The 18076-nt window shown below is 61.0% G+C and carries 13 protein-coding genes; 3 read left to right on the forward strand and 10 right to left on the reverse strand.

Annotated features, from left to right (window positions below; all coding sequences use genetic code 11):
- Positions 1-186: 186 nt before the first annotated feature.
- The gene (locus ACO07W_RS19155) at positions 187-1521 is read left to right on the forward strand and encodes an aminotransferase class I/II-fold pyridoxal phosphate-dependent enzyme (protein WP_421845243.1); all 1335 of its coding nucleotides are present in this window, start codon (positions 187-189) and stop codon (positions 1519-1521) included.
- A 106-nt stretch (positions 1522-1627) separates the two neighbouring features.
- On the opposite strand, the gene ACO07W_RS19160 is transcribed toward ACO07W_RS19155, so the two are convergent.
- Together ACO07W_RS19160 and ACO07W_RS19165 are read right to left on the reverse strand one after the other, a co-directional pair.
- Entirely contained in the window at positions 1628-2686 is a 1059-nt protein-coding gene (locus ACO07W_RS19160) for a 2Fe-2S iron-sulfur cluster-binding protein (protein ID WP_421845244.1), read from the reverse strand.
- Positions 2683-3849, reverse strand: coding sequence for an aromatic ring-hydroxylating oxygenase subunit alpha (locus ACO07W_RS19165; protein WP_421845245.1), 1167 nt, complete (start codon positions 3847-3849; stop codon positions 2683-2685). Before ACO07W_RS19165 ends, ACO07W_RS19160 begins: the two co-directional genes overlap by 4 nt.
- A gap of 4 nt (positions 3850-3853) precedes the next feature.
- Between ACO07W_RS19165 and ACO07W_RS19170 the strand changes: the two genes are divergently transcribed.
- Positions 3854-5082 (forward strand): IS3 family transposase gene (locus ACO07W_RS19170; RefSeq protein WP_421840068.1). Its coding sequence is split into 2 segments (ribosomal slippage): positions 3854-4169 and positions 4169-5082, totalling 1230 coding nucleotides; the frame shifts between segments, so codons are not numbered across the junction.
- 103 nt (positions 5083-5185) lie between these two features.
- Here ACO07W_RS19170 and ACO07W_RS19175 read toward each other — a convergent pair.
- From ACO07W_RS19175 to ACO07W_RS19210, 8 genes are all read right to left on the reverse strand, one after another.
- Positions 5186-5440: a hypothetical protein gene (locus ACO07W_RS19175; protein WP_421845246.1), complete on the reverse strand. Its 255-nt coding sequence runs from the start codon at positions 5438-5440 to the stop codon at positions 5186-5188.
- 76 nt (positions 5441-5516) lie between these two features.
- The gene (locus tag ACO07W_RS19180) at positions 5517-6155 is read right to left on the reverse strand and encodes a TetR/AcrR family transcriptional regulator (protein WP_421845247.1); all 639 of its coding nucleotides are present in this window, start codon (positions 6153-6155) and stop codon (positions 5517-5519) included.
- A 201-nt stretch (positions 6156-6356) separates the two neighbouring features.
- A complete protein-coding gene (gene treZ / locus ACO07W_RS19185; protein WP_421845248.1) occupies positions 6357-8114 on the reverse strand; it encodes a malto-oligosyltrehalose trehalohydrolase in 1758 nt (585 codons plus the stop codon).
- Positions 8107-10410, reverse strand: coding sequence for a malto-oligosyltrehalose synthase (gene treY / locus ACO07W_RS19190; RefSeq protein ID WP_421845249.1), 2304 nt, complete (start codon positions 10408-10410; stop codon positions 8107-8109). Before treY ends, treZ begins: the two co-directional genes overlap by 8 nt.
- Before the next feature lie 3 nt (positions 10411-10413).
- Complete coding sequence (gene glgX / locus ACO07W_RS19195) at positions 10414-12621, reverse strand: glycogen debranching protein GlgX (protein WP_421846111.1); 2208 nt, start codon at positions 12619-12621, stop codon at positions 10414-10416.
- Positions 12622-12733: 112 nt separating this feature from the next.
- The gene (locus tag ACO07W_RS19200; protein ID WP_421845250.1) at positions 12734-14923 is read right to left on the reverse strand and encodes an acyltransferase family protein; all 2190 of its coding nucleotides are present in this window, start codon (positions 14921-14923) and stop codon (positions 12734-12736) included.
- A 111-nt stretch (positions 14924-15034) separates the two neighbouring features.
- Positions 15035-15736: an NlpC/P60 family peptidoglycan-binding protein RipD gene (gene ripD, locus ACO07W_RS19205; RefSeq protein ID WP_421845251.1), complete on the reverse strand. Its 702-nt coding sequence runs from the start codon at positions 15734-15736 to the stop codon at positions 15035-15037.
- A 473-nt stretch (positions 15737-16209) separates the two neighbouring features.
- Complete coding sequence (locus ACO07W_RS19210) at positions 16210-16647, reverse strand: hypothetical protein (protein ID WP_421845252.1); 438 nt, start codon at positions 16645-16647, stop codon at positions 16210-16212.
- A gap of 99 nt (positions 16648-16746) precedes the next feature.
- Here ACO07W_RS19210 and ACO07W_RS19215 point away from each other — a divergent pair, with 99 nt between their 5' ends.
- Complete coding sequence (locus ACO07W_RS19215; protein WP_421845253.1) at positions 16747-18075, forward strand: adenosylmethionine--8-amino-7-oxononanoate transaminase; 1329 nt, start codon at positions 16747-16749, stop codon at positions 18073-18075.
- Position 18076: the final 1 nt, after the last annotated feature.

Below are 18076 nucleotides of genomic sequence, written 5' to 3' on the forward strand. Positions count from 1 at the left end.
AAGCCCACGCAATAGCTGGACCGTTACCCATGCGCGGCACGTTGGGCGGACGGCCGGGGGCGGCGAGCACCCTGTCAGAGCAGCCTTTCTTCGCCCCTGCCAGCCTATGGTTTGGGCCCCGAAGAGCTCGCCGAACGCGCCGCAACGAATTGCGCGACGCAAATGTAATAGTACATAATTTCGTACATGGGGGTGCAAAGTGGCTTAACGGGTACCGGTGCTGAGTCGATCGCCGCCAGCGTCGAACGAGCGATCTCCCAAGGTGCGCTGGCGCCGGGCGAGGCACTGCCACCCATCCGGCAGCTGGCTACCCAGCTCGGTGTGAATGCCAATACCGTTGCCGCGGCCTACCGCCAGCTGCGTGATCGTGGGGCAGTCGAAACCGGGGGACGGCGCGGTACCCGAGTGCGTGACCGGCCCGCGACGACGCCTCGGTCCCTACTTGGGCTTGATGTGCCCGAGAGTGCACGCGACTTGTCGACGGGCAACCCGAATCCCGCCCTACTGCCGATAGCCGCCGTGCGAACGGCGAGTACGTCGGTCTCCTCGCTTGGGCCACAGCTGTATGGCGAACCGGCGATCTCGGCCGGGCTGGTCGAATACGCCCGCGACACCCTGATTGCCGATGGCGTCCCGGCTGAATATCTGGCGGCGACCAGCGGTGCCCTGGATGGGATTGAAAGGGTGCTCACGGCATACGTGCGTCCGGGTGACCGCGTTGCCGTCGAGGATCCAGGCTGGGCCAATCTGCTTGATCTGCTTGGAGCAATGGGGCTTTCAGCTGAACCGGTGCGGGTTGATGAGGAGGGGCCGGTGGCTGCCGACATGGCTCGCGCGCTGCGTCGGGGCGTGCGGGCGCTGGTGCTTACTAGTCGGGCGCAGAACCCCACCGGTGCAGCGTTATCCGCGGCTCGTGCCGGTGAACTGCGCGGCCTGCTAGCCGACCAGGCCAACGATGTCCTGCTCATTGAGGACGACTACTGCGCCGGCATCGCCGGCGCGCCGCTGAACACCCTGGCTGGATCAACGGCTAGCTGGGCCTTCGTGCGGTCAGCGTCTAAGGCGTACGGGCCCGACTTGCGTCTTGCGGTCCTCGCTGGAGATCAGCGCACCGTCGAGCGGGTCCACGGGCGGCTGCGGCTCGGGCCGGGCTGGGTCAGCCATCTCCTGCAAAGTCTGGCGGTCAGGTTGTGGTCGGATGACGAGGTAAAGCGTCAAATCGTCGCGGCCGAGCACCGATATGCGCACAATCGCGTCCGGTTGTGCACCGCGTTGCGGGAGCGTGATGTCAGCGCATACGGGCGATCCGGGCTGAATGTCTGGATTCCGGTACCCGATGAGACGGTTGCGATCACTCGGTTGCTCAATGCGGGCTGGGCCGCGGCGCCGGGAACACGGTTCCGGATTCGTACGTCGCCGGGCATGCGGATCACCGTCGCAGACCTGGCCGACAACGAGATCGACCCGCTTGCCGACGCGGTCGCCGCAGCAGTGCACGGCATCGGCCGCCGCAGCATGTGAGTCGATATCTATTCGATCGCTACCGGCCAGTTAGTGATGCTCCGTCTATGGTGTCCAGACGTATTCACGACCGGACGCTTTAGCAGTCGCTCGCCATGGGAGTCGCTTATTCGTAGCGGATCCTGAGTTTGGGTGATGTAGCCAGCGACTGACAAGTGAGTATGGCGCCGCCGTTGATCTCAGTGTCCTCCAGGGCCATGTGTGCCCGCATGTGGACTGAGCCGCTTATCAGGCGTGCCCGGCAAGTTCCGCAGACACCAGACACGCAGGAGAAGGGCGGGTTCAGTCCAGCCGCGCGGACCGCATCCAGAATTGATTGATCTGCGGCGACCGGCACGGTATGGGCCGTTTCATCCAGTGCGACGTGGGCGCTCGCCGGGATGCCCTGCACGGTGTCATCTATTTCTCCTGCGCCGCCATAGCTTTCCATGTGCAGTCGGTTTGGTGGAACATCGAGCTCGACCAGCGCGGCTTTGATCGAGCTGTTCATGCCGCCCGGGCCGCAGATGTAGTACTGCGCATCTTGCGCGTAGGGAGGGTTTTCGTCGATCAGTGCCCGGATAGCGGCTTTATCGATGTGACCTGTGCGCCACGGCGTGGACAGGGACCAGATCAACGGCCTTGAGAACACATGGTTAAGCGTAAGGCGGTCGGGATACTGGGTGGCCAGGGCGTCCAGAGCGTCCTTGAACAAGATGGTCTTGTGGTTAGTGTTGCCATACGCCAGATGCGCCACGGAATGCGGCTCGGCGGTCAGGACCGAGTTCAGCATGGCATACAGCGGGGTGATGCCGCTGCCGGCGCCAAAGAAGTAGTGGGTACGCCTTTTTGCTGCGCCAGGGTCTAAGCAGAATCCGCCGGTGGGCGCCAAGGCTTCGATTCGATCACCGGCGCGAACATGGTCGTTGATGTAGTTCGAGACGAGGCCACCATCGACGCGTTTGACCGTGATCTGTATCGGACCATTAGTGCCAGGGGATGAGATCGAATACGTTCGACGCAATTCCGCACCTTTGTGATGGAAACGCAGCGTGACGTGTTGGCCAGGCAGCCAGCTGAACACATCGCGAAGCCTAGACGGCACTTCGAGCGTTACCGTTGTGGCTTCCCCGCCGAGGTGGTCATCGGTCTCGATAACTCGCAGGGGGTGAAAATCGCCGCTCATTGCTGTGCTGCCATCCAGTCGAGGATGACCTGCTGGTGATCGGTAACAGGGCGTTCGCCCGCCGAAGCCGGGCCCACCTCGAAATATGGGCTTTTCAGGGACTTCTGCTGTTGTTCGCAGGCGTAGATGTCCTCGGCGGTGAAGTCTCCGCTCGTCATAGGATCGTCGTTGGGCGGGTTGCCCTGGCGCTCATATTTTCCCGTTATTCTGTTACTCCAGAAGGAGGCTGAGCGCCATTCTTGCCGCATAAATTTCCAGCTGGAAACGTTCGCGACGCGAACGCGGTTTTCGACGCGAGAAAGTTCCGGCTCTAGCGGGGTGATGATGAAAGTAGCCCAACTGGTTTCACCTTCGCCGAGCCCGATTCCCGGGAAAAGCATGGGTACCGATACGCCCAGCTTGTCTTTCGGAACTATCAATGGTGCAGGTGCGTTATTATCGATATCCGCGGCATATTCAGGAGCCAAGGGTTCACGAAAAGCGTAGTGCGGACCAACGAAGCCGTATTCTGCGTTGGCGTGGTCATACATGGTGAGCGTCCCGGAATGTAGATGCGCCAGGTGGTAGACGTCGATGAAGTTCTCGACGACAATCTTCCAATTTGCTTTGACGTCATAAGTGTTGCGCGCATCCGGGTATTCGACCAGCTTTTCGACTTTGTGCGGTCCGAGGTGGGGCTCAATATCGCCGAACCACTCTATAATCGATCCAGCATCGGATGCAGGATGTACGAATAACATTCCGCGCCACAGGTCAACCGATGCTGGTTTCAGGCCGAGGCAGGATTTGTCGAGGCCGGCGAACTCGCGGCGTTCTTCCGGCACCGACATCAGTTTTCCTTCGAGGTCATAGGTCCAATCATGGTAAGGGCAAGTCAATGCCTTCTGGGTTTTTCCGACAGCGCGGATGAGCTGGGTACCGCGGTGGCGGCAAATGTTGTGGAACGCGCGCAAACGGCGATCTCTGCCCATCACAACGAAGATGTTGTTCAGGCCGACTTGAACTGAAATATACTGGCCCGGTTCGGCGACGTCCTCCATGAATCCGGCATAGCGCCAAGTTCGGGAAAAGATTAGTTCCTGCTCACGGTCGAACGGGGCTTGACCCCTTGGGTTGGACACGCTGAATCCCAGGATGTTCCTGGGGGAAGCGAGATGATCCACCCCTATGGCAAGGAAAAGTTACCCTGATGAGTTCAAGCGGGATGCGGTTGCGTTGTATCGGGATACCGCTGGTGCGACGATCAGCATGATCGCTGCTGAGCTTGGCTTGAGCGACCCAACGTTATCGGCGTGGTGCAAGGCCCACGGTGTGCCGATTCGGCACCGTAAACCCGGTTCGGTTGCCGTAGGGGCCCCGGGTGGCGAGACCCCCGAACAAGCGGTGGCACGGCTCCATGCTGAGAACCAGGCGTTGCGTGCCGAGAAGACCCGGCTGGCCACCGAGCGGGACATTTTGCGGTCGGCGGCCAAGTATTTCGCTGGGGAGACGAACTGGTGAGTCGCTTTCAGTTCGTTGCCGATCACCGACACGCCTTCGAGGTGAAGCGGCTATGCCAGGTCGTCGAGATCGCTCGATCATCGTTTTACACCTGGTGTCAGGCAGCAGCCACGCGGGCAGCTCAAACCGCTGCTGATGCGGTGTTGGCCGAGCGTATTCGCGCAATACATGATCAGGACAACACCTATGGGTGCCCGCGGATCACCGCTGAACTCAACGACGGTGTTGCTGATACTGAGCGGGTCAACCACAAGCGAGTAGCCCGAGTCATGCGCGTAGCGGGGATCGCTGGGTATCGGTGCCGCCGCCGTGTCCGCACAACCAGACCAGATAAAACCACACAGAAATATCCTGACCTGCTTAAACGAGATTTCACCGCTTCTGAATCCAACAAGAGATACGTTGGGGACATCACGTACTTGCCGCTGGCTAGCGGCGCTAACCTGTATCTGGCCACCGTCATCGACTGCTGGTCTCGGCGGATCACTGGGTGGGCGATCGCAGAGCATATGCGCACCGAACTGGTCGAAGATGCCCTCAAGGCCGCCGAGGCGCTACGGGGCAGTCTGGGTGGTGCGGTATTCCACAGTGACCACGGACGCCAGTACACGTCACAGGATTTCGCGAAACTGTGTACCCGGTTGGGGGTCACCCAGTCCATGGGCGCTATCGGATCGAGCGCCGACAACGCCCTGGCTGAATCGGTCAACGCCGCCCTCAAACGCGAGGTCCTCCAAGACCGACACAGCTGGGACGACGCCCCCACCTGCCGACGCGAGGTCTTTCGCTGGCTGGCCCGCTACAACACCACACGACGCCACTCCTACTGCAACCAGCTCAGCCCCGCCACCTACGAGAGGACCCACCTATCCGCTACGCTGCCCCAAGCCGCCTAACCACAAATCCCGTGTCCAACCCAAGGGGTCAAGCCCCAACCAATCCTGCGAAGTGTAGGCGGCCACCGGAAGTCTGTGCAGCATGCGCATTGTCGTCTCCGTGTCAGATAAAGTTGGCTAGATCGTAGGCGATCATGAAAATGCTTAGGGCGACCCACGTTCCGACGATAAGCCAGAACAAAACCGGGTTGTTACGCCGATCGATCTCTTCGACGAAATATGTACGACCTGAATAGAGAGCGGGCACTGTCCACATAATGAACAATACGCCCCAAGGCCAGTTCCATTCTTTGAAAACGGCAACGTACACAATTGCCAGGGCCAGAATAGTCTTCCACTTAAACCTCTGCGTGCTCATTGACTCCTGACTTTCTTTCGCGGCGCTAGTTATTGGAATATTCAGGCAGGTGCTAGACGGTTCCCGGGCTGCGGGATCAGTTGTCTTCGGCGATGTCGTTTCGGATTCGAAGCTCAAGCCGTTCGAGGCCGGTGGTGAAAAGATGCTCATGATCGATCGGTCTGTCGATGGCGCTGATGATGGGATACAGCTTCGACGGAAGAGCGTTCGGATCGATTCGGTTCTGTCGTTGCTGGACGTTGGGATGGATCGCGACGCTGCCCAGCACGAAACTCAACAATGTTGTGTACCAAGTCAGGGCCGTATCGACGGTGAGGCCAGCGTCAACCAAACGCGCCATCACCCACTCGAAAGGTTCCATCGCTGCCTCGGTGGCGAGCATCCTTGGTGTCATCAGGGGTACCAGCCCGGGGTGTTCGACGAGATCGTGCCAGAAGTTTCCGAACGCGACCATCACATCGGTGATCGGGTCGCCACTTGACACTGGCTCTGATGCCGCCACGATGTACCGATAGGCGGCATCGAGCAGCGTTTCTTTAGACGCGAAGAGTCGGTAGGCGACCATGGCATCCACGCCGAGCTCAGATCCCAGGCGGCGCATCGAGAGTGCGGCGAAACCCTCGCTGCGGACAAGTCGAACTGCGGCGCGTAGAACGTCATCACTATCTACTGTTGCCGGCCGGCCGGTGCGGCGGCGATCAGGCGACTCTCGCATAGATCTACAGTGTAGAGATATGTGGGCCTGATGTCACCGACCGACTGGCTCAGACACGCCCATGGTGCGAGAAGGAGCGTCGGATGGGTACGGCGGGAAAGCAGTGCTTCTAGACGTGGCCGCACGGCGAACGAACTCGGCTCTATCTCAGTAGCGGCGCTTCGACCTAGCCGTGCAGATCGTCGACCAGCATCGAGGAGGTCACGATCGGCAGCGCAGCATCGCGAACGAATGCCCAGGCAGCTCGGTGTCGGTGTGGGTGATAGTCGGCCGATTCCAGGCCAGCACCAGTTCACCGCTAACTGGCACCCTTGTGGCGTTCACGCCGAGGTTACAGGCAATGACAAGCCGGTTGCGGCGCAACGTTATCCAGCGCTGCGCTTCGTCGTAGTCGACAACGAGGTGGTCTAGCCAAGGGTCGGCCATATCAGGTTCGTTGCGCCGCAAACTAATCAGGTCGCGGTACAGCTGGTGCAACCGGGCGTGCCCGCCGGAACTCACTTCATCCCAGTTTAGTTTGGAGCGTTGAAATGTCTGCGGATCTTGCGGGTCGGGTATCCCGTCAGCAGGCCAACCGTGCTCGGCGAATTCTGCCCGTCGTCCTTGTGAAGTTGCTCGGGCCAGCTCGGGTTCGGGATGGGAGCTGAAGAATTGAAAGGGCGATGATGCTCCCCATTCTTCTCCCATGAAAAGCAGTGCGGTGTAGGGAGACGCAAGTACCAAAGCAGCCTTGATCGCGAGCTGGCCTTCGGTCAGGCGCTGCGAGGGACGGTCCCCAAGGGCGCGATTGCCGACCTGATCGTGCGTACAGGTGAAGGCAATCAGGCTGGTTGCTGGTATTCCGGAGATCGCGGTTATGTCGAGCGCACGCCCGTGACGACGCCGTCGGAACGACGAATACGTACCCGCGTGAAAATAGCCGTGCCGTAGCGTCCGGGCCAGCACGCCGATTGAGCGTGAGTCCGCTCCGAAATCGGCATAGTAGCCTTGGTGCTCGCCGGACACCGCGGCATGGATGGCGTGGTGAATGTCGTCACTCCATTGTGCAGTGAGCCCGTAGCCGCCCTGGCGGCGCGCGGTGATCAACCGCGGATCGTTGAGATCACTTTCGGCGATCAGTGACAGGGGACGGCCCACCTGTTCCGACAGCCAACTGGTTTCGCTGGCGAGCTCCTCAAGGATGTGGATTGCGGTGGTGTCCAGCAACGCGTGAACGGCGTCGAGCCGTAGGCCATCGGCATGGAAGTCCCGCATCCAGCGCAGCGCGCACTCGATGATGTAGCGACGCACTTCATCGGAGTCGGCATCGGCGATATTGATTCCTTGACCCCAAGGGTTTTTTGCTTTCGACAGATAGGGGCCGAAGTGCGGCAAGTAATTGCCGGACGGACCCAGGTGATTGAAGACCGCGTCGATGAGCACACCCAAACCACGTGTGTGGCATGCGTCGATGAAACGGACCAGACCGTCGGGACCGCCATAGGGTTCGTGCACGCTATACCAGAGAACGCCGTCGTATCCCCAGCCGTGCACGCCGGCGAAGGAATTGACCGGCATCAGTTCGACGAAGTCGATTCCGAGATCGACCAGGTAGTCGAGCTTCGCTATGGCAGCGTCGAAAGTACCTCGCGCAGTGAAGGTGCCGATATGCAGCTCATAGATCACTGCGCCGTCAACTGACCTGCCAACCCAGTCGCCGTCGGTCCAGCTTGCGTCCGCAGGGCCGGCGGACTGCCATAGTTGCGAGCGGGCATGCACCCCGTCGGGTTGCCGCGCCGATCGCGGGTCAGGTAGCACGGTGGGATCGTCGTCAAGCAGGTATCCATAGCGGGCCGTCGGGGTTGTCGGCACGGTCGTGTGCCACCAGCCATCGTCGGAGCGCGTCATCGCATGCACCGTGCCTTCGACGTCGAGGCGTACCAGCGCGGGTGTGGGAGCCCAAACTCGGAATTCAGTCACGGTTGCGCGCCAGTAGAGCCACGGGCAGCGTCGCGAACAAGTCGGCAGCTGGCGTCGGTCCGCGAGCGACGAATCCGGTGAGAGTATCGGTCCAGCGGCTGTCCGGCAATGGCAGCGCAGTATGACCCCAACCGGTCTGCCCGAGCCGAATCGTCCAACGGGACACCGCGACCAAGACGTCGTCGCCGCGCCAGAACGCCAGAATGTGGTTGCTGGCCGGCCCGGTGGCAAGCATCGGCACGTATTTGCCGGCTAAGAAGCTGTCGGGGCGGGTGCGTCGCAGCCGAAGCGCGGCGGCGACTACGCGCATCTTGGGGTGCTGCAACTCTTGTAGCGCCAAGCGTCGAGCGGTGAAGTCAATCGGGCGGCGGTTGTCGGGGTCGACCAAGCTGTCATCCCAAAGCTCGCTACCCTGGTAGATATCGGGTACGCCCGGGACGGTTAGTGCTAGCAGTTTCTGCCCCAGCGCATCGTTCTGGGCGTGTGTGTTGAGCTGGACAACCAGGCCGGTGAGCTCACCGGCTACTGGGCCGTCCAGGACGCCGTCGAGCCATCGGTGCACCGCGCCTTCGAAGGCGCGGTTGGGATCAATCCACGAGGTGTGCCAAGCAGCTTCGCGGATGGCCTTCTCGGTGTAGGCGTGCATCCGGTTGCGGAGTTGATCATCGATGATTCCATTCACCGGCCATACTCCGAAGATGTTCTGCCACAGAAACCGCCCGGTCGCGGGATCAGGGGAGGGGACCACCATTTCTGCGCGGGAGATGAAGGAGGCCCACAGCGAAGGTACCTGTGACAGCACGCCGATGCGGGCGCGCACATCCTCGCTGCGTTTGGTGTCGTGGGTGGATAGGGTGGTCATCGCGTGTGGCCACAGCTGGGCGCGGGTGGCAGCGCGGTGATGGAACTCTGCTGCGCCGACACCGAACCGGCGCGGATCGCCACCCACCTCGTTGAGGGACACCAGACGCGCGTCGCGGTAGAACATGCAGTCTTCGACGGCTTTAGCGGTCACCGCGCCACACAGTTGTTGCAGGCGGACGGCCGGTTCGCCGCCGCGTGCCAATGCTGCCGCGATCATCTGTAGGCCGGACGTCAATTGCGGCATTGCCAATGACGTTTGGGCCAATGCGTTGGGTAGGACCGCGGTTTGGCCAGGGTAATCGCAGCGATAGAACGCGATGCGGCTGAGTAGGGCTGCGATGGCGGTTGGCAGCAGTGGGTGATCTGCGCCTGTCGTCGTGGCGATGCAACGGCGCAGTCTCTGCAGTTCACTTGACAGGGTGTCAAGAGCCACCCGTATCTTGAGGTCGGCCATCATTGCCGGTGTGGCCTGGTAACCCGACCCTGAGGATTCGGCCAACGCAGTCAGTTCTGACTCCCCACTCGGGTCGATGAAGATGCCGCCTACTTCTCGAAGCACGTCGTAGCCCGTGCTGCCGTCAACGGGAAGCGTCGGTGTCAGCGCCTCATCGACCGACAGAATCTTCTCGATCACGATCCACGCGTTAGAGCCAATGAGTTCTCGCAGCCAGGTTAAATATTCGCAAGGGTCCGACAAGCCGTCGGCGTGGTCAATCCGTACGCCGTCCACGATCCCCTCGGCGAACCAGCGGCCGATTTCGACGTGAGTGGCGTCGAATACCGCGCGATCTTCTTGGCGAATTCCGGCTAGCGACGTAATAGAGAAGAATCGGCGATATCCACACAGTCCGCGGCGCCACTCCACTAGCCGATAGTGCTGGCGGTCGTGCACTTTACGGCTGCCGTCGTCAGTTTCTGCGGTACCCGCAGCGATGGGCAACGTCAGGTCCCCCAGCCTAAACAGGTCACCATCGATGCGGAAATTATCGATGTCGTCGTCAGAACCTAACAACGGCAGGATGACTCGGCCATCACCGAGCTCCCAGTCGATGTCGAAGTAAGTCGCATACTCGGAAGCTCGGCCGCACCGCAAAACGTCCCACCACCACTTGTTTTGCATGGGCTTGTCGACCCCGACATGGTTGGGTACGAAATCAACGACTAAACCCATGCCGCGACCTTGTGCCGCTGCAGAAAGCTGGGCCAGGCCCTCGGCGCCACCGAGCTCCGGTGACACGGTTGTCGGGTCGCTGACATCGTATCCATGGGTGGACCCGTTGACCGCAGACAAGACTGGTGAAAGATGCAGGTGAGACACGCCAAGCTCGTCGAGGTAGTCGAGCAGGTTCTCCGCGTCGGCGAAAGTGAAACCGAATCCGCTAGACGGACCACGCAGCTGTAGCCGGTAGGTCGAAAGAACGGGAAACGCCATGTTTCACAAAGTCTTACGCAGAACCAGCAGTGATCGCGCCGCTACCGAAACCTTGTGGACCGCATCCACCACCAGGTGGCCATCACCAACCGGATCGTTGGTGTCTAGCTCCAGGGTCCACTGCTGGGCGTAGTCGCCGTCGGGCATCACAAATTCCATTTCATGATGATGGGCGTTGAAACACAACAGGAATGAATCGTCGACAACCCGCTCGCCTCGCGCATTGGGTGAGTTTATGGCGTCGCCATTGAGAAACACCGCCACACATTTGTCGAATTCTCGACCCCAATCGTCGTGTGTCATCTCTCGACCGCTCGGGGTCAACCATGCGATATCTCGTGTTTGGTCAGCTCCTCGGGTTGGCTCACCGCTGAGGAACCGGCGTCGGCGAAACACCGGGTGGCTCTTACGCAATTCGGCGGCTTTCCGGGCAAAAGCGAGCAGATCGGCGTTCTTTTCAACCAACGACCAATCCATCCAGGACAACTCAGAGTCCTGACAATAGACGTTGTTGTTGCCTAGTTGGGTACGGCCGATCTCGTCGCCATGGGCGATCATCGGTGTGCCTTGACTTACCATCAGGGTGGCCCAGATGTTGCGCATCTGGCGGGCGCGCAGAGCCAGGATGTCAGGGTTATCGGTGGGGCCCTCAACGCCGCAGTTCCACGAGCGGTTGTGGGTTTCCCCGTCGCGGTTGTCTTCGCCGTTGGCCGCATTGTGTTTCTCGTTGTAGGACACCAAGTCGGCGAGCGTGAAGCCATCGTGGGCGGTGACGAAATTGATGCTGGCGCTGGGGCGTCGGCCGGTTGCTTCGTACAGATCCGAGGAGCCGGTCAGCCGGGAAGCGAACTCGCCAAGAGTGGCCGGCTCGCCACGCCAGTAGTCGCGCACGGTGTCGCGGTACTTGCCGTTCCATTCGGTCCACAAACCCGGGAAATTACCGACCTGGTAGCCACCTTCGCCGATGTCCCATGGCTCGGCGATGAGCTTCACCTGGCTTACCACGGGATCTTGCTGCACCAGATCGAAGAACGCTGACAACCGGTCGACGTCATAGAACTCGCGAGCCAGGGTGGATGCAAGGTCGAACCGGAACCCGTCGACGTGCATTTCGGTCACCCAGTACCGCAACGAGTCCATGATCAGCTGCAGGGTGTGTGGGTGCCGTGCGTTGAGGCTGTTCCCGGTTCCGGTGAAGTCTTTGTAGAGCCTCGGGTCACCGTCGACCAGCCGATAGTAGGCGGCGTTGTCGATGCCGCGGAAGTTGATCGTTGGGCCGAGGTGGTCGCCTTCGGCGGTGTGGTTGTATACCACGTCCAAGATGACCTCGATGCCTGCCTCATGCAAGCTACGGACCATCGTTTTGAATTCGGCTACCGCGCCGCCGGTCTGTTGGGTTGACGCGTACTGGTTGTGGGGAGCGAAAAATCCGAAGGTGTTGTAACCCCAGTAGTTTCGCAACCCCAGATCTAAGAGTCGGTGGTCGTGCAGGAACTGGTGGATGGGCATCAATTCGATAGCGGTGACGTTAAGTGATCTGAGGTGATCGATGATCGCGGGGTGCGCGATGCCAGCGTATGTACCACGCAGTGATTCGGGCACACTCGGATGTGTTTGGGTCATTCCCTTGACGTGCGCTTCGTAGATGACAGTTTCGTGGTACGGGGTGCGTGGTGACCGATCAGAAGCCCAGTCGAAAAAGGGATTGATCACCGTGCTGGTCATGGTGTGCCCGAGCGAGTTGACCATAGGGAGCGCGCCGGAATCCACGTCGCCATGTGAGTCGATCGCGTCTCTGTTGTAGGAGAACAGTGCCTGCCCGAAGGCGAAATCGCCTTCGAATGCCTTCCCGTAGGGGTCGAGCAGCAACTTGCTCGGGTCACATCGATGACCGGCCGCTGGATCAAATGGCCCGTAGACTCGGAATCCGTAGCGCTGACCCGGGGCGATGGTTGGCAGATAGGCATGCCATACGTAGCCGTCGACCTCGGTGAGCGGAATTCGGGTCTCGGAGCCGTGTTCGGCGATCAAACACAGCTCGACTTTGTCGGCGATCTCGGAGAAAAGCGAGAAATTGGTTCCTCTGCCGTCAAAAGTGGCGCCGAGCGGATACGCATCCCCTGGCCACACGGTCGGTGGGGAGTTCGGCCTCACCTCGTCCCCGCCTAACTCCACCTGGCCAAGCTGCGGTGTCGGCGGAGTCGGTGCCATATCGGACGACATCAGCTTGACTGTATCCGCCGTGCGGGTCGAATGAGTATTGACGCTCTGCCTTCTCAGATTTTTTCGATCTGCTCGAAATGGCTCTGTCGGATGGCGGATGTCACCACCAGTCGGTTTTCGCGGCGATTTGCCGCCCCAGCTCGGCAGCCATGGTTCGCATGTAGGTAGCGGACAGGTGATGGGAGTCGCGGTAGATCAACACGTTTCCTTCGACGGCGCGGCAGAAGTCTGCGCGACACACCGCATCAGACATATCCAGCGGCTTGAGTCCGGGGAACTGAGCGACGAAATCCAAGGTTGGATTACGGTCTACCAGGACCTTGGTGCGTGCGATTCCGCACGACTTTGCGTTGCCGCCTTTGGATAGACAGTCCCGGGGAGTGAGCGGTTTGCCGTCTTTGACCAGCCACGGGGTGTCGCGCATAGCGAGAATCGGAATGTTGTTGTCGGACAATGTCTGCCAGATTCCGATGTAGGTTGCTGGCATCACATCGCCGGGTTTGATGTTCCACGGTCGAGTCGACGTGGTGAACACATAATCGGGATGGTTGGTTACCAACTTGGTCATCGTCTTTTGCACCCAGTCGTGGCACTGGGGATACGGATGGTTGTTACCCATGATTAGTGGGACTTCCTCGGTCGACAATGGGCAGCCCATTTTGAGGTATGTCACCACTTTGAAATGATGCAGACGGCCGAGCAAGTTCAGCGCTGCCAGCCAATGCTCCGCGTGCGACCCGCCAGCGAGGGCAATTGTTCGGGCGGCATTCGGATCGCCGTAGGTGCAGTTGACGACCGCGGGGTTGAAAAAGTCGCTTATGCAGCCGTCTTTGGTGGACGCCGGGAGGTCGCTTTTGACTTCCATGACGGTGGGTCGCATCCGCAACTTGGGCACTCGCACGTGCTTGATTAAGGCACGTGCGCCGGGGTAGTCGCGGGAACTTAGTCCGCTCAACTCCTTACCTGTGGCGCGTTGGATGATGACGTGTTCGCGCCACGTGAATGACGTGGCGGTCAGAGTGACGCCCAATAGCACCACCACAGATCCCAGCGCGATGGTCGGTCGGCGCAGCCGCATTCGCCAGGGGATGGTGGGAACGGTCGCAGCGGCATCAGTTCCCGCGGGTGCTCGATAGCGCAGCGGATTTTCGACGAGTCGGGTTGTCAGGTAGGCCAGTAGCCCGGAAAGCAGCAGCAGGGCTGTGCCTTCGATGAAATTGGCGTGCCGATGGCCGGTATAGGACAGCCAGAAAATAAGCAGCGGCCAGTGCCACAGATAAAGGGAGTACGCCATTGCGCCCAAGGCGACCAAAGGACCGGCCGCCAGCAGGCGATTCGGCGCAGGGAGCTGGCCGTTTGTGCTGGGGTGGCCTTGCAGGTTGGCTCCGGCCAGGATCATCAGGATTGTGGCGCCCACCGGAACCAACGCCCAGGGGCCTGGAAATTCCTTGACACCGTTGATCAGCGCACCACAGGACAGGATCGTTGCCAGCGCGATGGTCGCCAGGACAGTGCGCAGCCACATCGGCCAGCGCAGATAGGGCACCAACGCGCCTACGAGGGCTCCCAACAACAACTCCCACGCCCGGGCGAAACTGTTGTAGTAGGCGGTGGCCTGATATGTCTGGTGCGCAATGATCGCATAGACGAACGACGCCACCGTCAACACGCTCAGCAGCAGTACGAACACGGTTCGTACGTACTGGGCCCGTGGCCCCCGAAGCAGGCCGCGCATCAGGTAGGCGCACCCGGAAACCAGGAGTAGGAAGGCGACGAAAAACTGGCCCTGCACCGACATTGACCAGATGTGCTGCAGCGGGCTGACCGCTTCACCGGCGCGCAGGTAGTCGGCAGCAGTGTTGGCTAGCTCCCAGTTTTGGTAGTAGCCGAGGCTGGCCAGGCTTTGATCGGCGAAAGTTTCCCATCGAGTCTGTGGTTGCACCAGGATGGTGAGTAACGCGCAGCCGGCCAGAACCACGACCAGCGCTGGAAGTAGGCGGCGAATCAGTCGTACGACTTCGGTTATCGGTGACAGCGTGCGTGCTGGGTCGAGCGCGGCCCGCAGAATTTTTCCACCGAAGAAGAAGCCGGATAGGGCCAGAAACACGTCGACGCCGCCGGAGACTCGGCCGAACCACACGTGGAACATGGCGACCAGCACGATCGCGATACCGCGCAGGCCATCGAGATCGTGACGGTAAAAACCGGTTGTACGACTCCCCATTGTGATCGGCTCGGTAGTGGCGGCCGGTGGGGTGGCTGGTGGCGGAGGCGGGGACACGGTCAGCATGATCGACAGACAATTTACCTAAGCCTGCCGCTTGCCTTCTCGCTGACCAGCAGTCGCAGTCAGTGAGCAAGCAAGCGGCAGGCTTACCGGCGGCTGGTGGCTATTGGCTAGCTACCGCATAGTTGTGACGGGCGCCTGCTGCGCTGGTGTCCATTGATTGGGGGATTGTGGGACTGGGGCTTGTTGGATGGGGCTCCGCTGGGTTGGGGCTTGTTGGATGGGGCTCCGCTGGGTTGGGGCTTGCTGCACGCGGCCTCGTTGAATCGGGGCTTGCGAGGTCGGCGATTGCTGCAGCGGTGATTGCTGTGCCGGCTGGGTTCCCAGTATTCGGACCAAATAGGGCATCATGTCGCGGCTGCGGACCGGCGAGACCTGAACCGTGTCGCTTACCTCTAACATCTTGCCCTTGCCGAGGTACATCGTGACGCTCTGGGTGCCTTCGGGGCCGTAAAAGATCAGATCGCCTTTGCGGGCTTGTTGCGGCAGGACTTTCTGGCCGACTTTGTACATCTCACCGGAGGAGCGTGGCAGCTTGATGCCGGCGCCAGCGTAGGCGTATTGGATCAGGCCTGAGGCGTCGAAGCCGACGGTGTAGATCCCGGTACCTTGGCCGCGGGTTGGGCCGCTGATCCCGCCGCCGGCCCAGGAGAATGGCACACCACGTTGTGAAAGGCCGCGCGCTATCACGACGTCGGTGGCTTGCTGGTAGTCGATCGGCCTGATACCCGGGTCCGCGGCTGCGAGACCGGGCGCGGCCACCATGGGAGCTATCACCATCACTAGGCCGATAGCGAAGGCGTAGATACGTTTCATGGCGTTTCCAATCTTTCTTCTGCGATCTCAAGGTCCGTTTGGGTGGGACCTCTAGAGGGTTCCTGTGCCTCAGCGCAGTGACTTCGGGTGCTTACGCGGCTGTTCCGCGACTCACACTCTGGCCGCCGTGGCGCGGCAGAAAACCGTTGCGTGGCGGGTGGGTGCGTGAGTTGACCGGGTAAGTCGGTGTAATCACACGAGTCACTACAGCAACCTTGGCAACATAAATTGCTGCCTGCAACAACTGCCGTCGTCCGCGCAAGATTTTTTGTCTTACCGTGACCGGACAGTAACTGGCGCCGGCGAATCTGATGCCGTTCGTCGTGATTTCAATCTCACCTATCTGCCGGTGTGATCGGTGTCGGGGTTTCGGCGCGTCGGTGGCGCGCATGCCCTGCGCGGTAGACGCGGTTGGGTCCGCAACGTTTGTGCTGCCAACTCGCGGCGGTCGGCGGTATAAGGCGATTGCGTCTTCAGTACCAATACGTCTGGCAGAAGGTGGTCATCGCGTAGCCGGCCAGCGAGCTGACGAATACGATTGCGATCGCGACAACCAGCCACACGGACATGTACCAGCCCTTTATGAGGGATACGCAGGGGCCGATGATGGCCGCGGAGATCGCCGCGCCAATCCCACCCCACACGACCGGGTAAATCCATATGTCGACTCCGTAGGGCACCGGTGCGCAGGTACCGGGTGCGCATACGTCGTCAAGAAAACCAAAGAGTTCAGCTGGCCAACGTGTCGTCGTTGCCACCACGAAGACGGCGATCCACATCGCCACGGTGCAAATCACGTCCAAGACCACCACCCGCACCCGATCTATTGGTGGTTCGTCGTCGTAAGGCTCCGGTGCGGAGTCGGTGTCGTCGCCCGGTTCGGGGCTGTTGAGCTTGTTCGGCAAAGCCACAACGATCCATGCTCCCCGATAGCCGGGGTTTCCGCGACCTTACGGCGCGTCCACCGCGCTCAGCGACGCCCGCAACATGCTGCTCTACGCTCGACCCCTATGCGCGAGGGGACTGCGATTTTGACGCCAGAGCAAATCAGCGCGATCGACGCCGCGCATGTGTGGCATCCCTACAGCACGATAAGCGGGTCGGCGGCTGGTCCGCCGATACCGCCCGTTGTCGCAGTCAGCGCCCACGGCGCATGGTTGAGGCTCGTCCGCGACGGCGAGCCGATCGAGGTGCTCGACGCAATGAGTTCCTGGTGGACGGCGATTCACGGCCATGGGCATCCTGTCCTGGACGCGGCCATCGTCGCTCAGCTGCGCACGATGAGTCATGTCATGTTCGGCGGGCTGACCCACGAGCCTGCCGTGCGGCTGGCGAAGTTGCTGGTGGACATCACCCCTGCCGGGCTAGAAACGGTCTTCTTCAGCGATTCCGGCTCGGTGTCGATCGAGGTAGCGGTGAAGATGGCGTTGCAGTTCTGGCGTAGCCATGGGCAGCCCGGCAAGCGGCGATTGATGACGTGGAGGGGCGGCTACCACGGAGACACCTTTACGCCGATGAGCGTCTGCGATCCGGACGGCGGGATGCATTCCTTGTGGACCGACGTACTTGCCGAGCAGATCTTTGCTCCGCAGGTTCCGTCCCACTACGACCCCGCCTACAGTGCGGCATTCGAGGCGCAGCTGGCGGCGCATCGCGACGAGCTTGCTGCCGTGGTCATCGAACCGGTCGTACAGGGTGCTGGCGGGATGCGTTTCCACGACCCACGCTATCTACGCGATGTGCGCGAGGCCTGCGCGAATCACGAGGTGCTGCTTATCTTCGATGAGATCGCGACGGGATTCGGGCGCACCGGTGAATTGTTCGCCGCCGACCACGCCGGGGTGAGCCCGGACATTATGTGTGTCGGCAAAGCGCTGACCGGCGGATACCTTGGCTTGGCCGCCACACTGTGCAGCATTGAGATCGCGCACACTATTGGCGCCGGTGAAGCCGGTGCTCTGATGCACGGGCCTACCTTCATGGCTAATCCGCTCGCGTGTGCGGTCTCGGTGGCCAGCGTCGAGGTGCTGCTCGAGCAAGACTGGCGGTCGAGGATTTCCGAGATCGCCGCTGGGCTGACCGCGGGCCTAGCGGCTGCGCGCGAGTTGCCTGGTGTGACCGATGTGCGGGTATGTGGCGCCATCGGCGTCATCGAATGCGACCGGGCCGTCGACCTGGCTCTCGCGACGCCCGCCGGGCTCGATCGTGGCGTGTGGCTGCGTCCATTCCGCAACCTGGTCTACGCGATGCCGCCGTATGTCTGCTTGCCGGATGAGATCTCGCAGATCGCTTCGGCGATGGTCGAGGTCGCCACGCTCACCGGCTCTCGTAGGCTTTAGC

It is taken from the genome of Mycobacterium sp. (assembly GCF_965230835.1).
Taxonomy (GTDB): Bacteria; Actinomycetota; Actinomycetes; order Mycobacteriales; family Mycobacteriaceae; genus Mycobacterium.

Bases quoted from the DNA above. Each gene is read 5' to 3' on its own strand.
- ripD (WP_421845251.1), bottom strand. From the start codon at position 15,736: ATGAAACGTATCTACGCCTTCGCTATCGGCCTAGTGATGGTGATAGCT.
- ACO07W_RS19175 (WP_421845246.1), bottom strand. From the start codon at position 5,440: ATGAGCACGCAGAGGTTTAAGTGGAAGACTATTCTGGCCCTGGCAATT.
- ACO07W_RS19180 (WP_421845247.1), bottom strand. From the start codon at position 6,155: ATGCGAGAGTCGCCTGATCGCCGCCGCACCGGCCGGCCGGCAACAGTA.
- treY (WP_421845249.1), bottom strand. From the start codon at position 10,410: ATGGCGTTTCCCGTTCTTTCGACCTACCGGCTACAGCTGCGTGGTCCG.
- ACO07W_RS19200 (WP_421845250.1), bottom strand. From the start codon at position 14,923: ATGCTGACCGTGTCCCCGCCTCCGCCACCAGCCACCCCACCGGCCGCC.
- ACO07W_RS19215 (WP_421845253.1), top strand. From the start codon at position 16,747: ATGCGCGAGGGGACTGCGATTTTGACGCCAGAGCAAATCAGCGCGATC.
- ACO07W_RS19155 (WP_421845243.1), top strand. From the start codon at position 187: ATGGGGGTGCAAAGTGGCTTAACGGGTACCGGTGCTGAGTCGATCGCC.
- glgX (WP_421846111.1), bottom strand. From the start codon at position 12,621: ATGGCACCGACTCCGCCGACACCGCAGCTTGGCCAGGTGGAGTTAGGC.
- ACO07W_RS19160 (WP_421845244.1), bottom strand. From the start codon at position 2,686: ATGAGCGGCGATTTTCACCCCCTGCGAGTTATCGAGACCGATGACCAC.